Annotated in this window: 1 protein-coding gene; it reads right to left on the bottom strand. The window is 64.4% G+C overall.

Annotation, left to right across the window (positions count from 1 at the left end; genetic code table 11):
* Positions 1-408, bottom strand: a 408-nt coding sequence (locus HFC70_RS26425; RefSeq protein ID WP_246735974.1) for an SGNH/GDSL hydrolase family protein, incomplete at its 3' end; no start/stop codon positions are given.
* Between the last annotated feature and the right edge of the window lie 25 nt (positions 409-433).

The raw sequence follows: 433 nt of genomic DNA, 5'->3' as shown, positions 1-433 counted from the left end.
GTTATAGGCCACGCCGGGCGCGGTAGCGGCATTCAGCGCTGCCGCCGCCAGGTCGTTGCCGCCGATCCAATGAATATACAAACCGTCGCCGTCGGCCTGGCCATTGACCCGGTTCAGGTAACGCTGCACCTGCTCCTGGGTGTTGTCGGCCGGGTTCAGGCCCGGCACCGCCACCGCGCCGCCGGCGGCGTAGTTCTCACCGCCGTTGTCCGAAGCCACCAGCGCCGCCCCGATGCGTTGCGCCAATGCTTCGTCGTACAGCAGGTGCTGGCTGCCGTCATAGGTGAACCGGCCGTTGTTGCCGGTATCGCTCAGGCTGTCGCCAAAGACGTAGAGTTGATCGTACGCCTGAGCCGGAAGGGTCACACTGCAAAGCAACGCCACTGCAAGCGCCGCCGGGCGGGGCATGCACGTTATTTTTAAAGGCATGGAT

Origin of the sequence: Agrobacterium sp. a22-2 (genome assembly GCF_012276985.1) — a bacterium.
Lineage (GTDB): Bacteria > Pseudomonadota > Alphaproteobacteria > Rhizobiales > Rhizobiaceae > Allorhizobium.
Note: the sequence above shows the minus strand (reverse complement) of the source record. Positions and strands in the feature narration are given on the sequence as shown.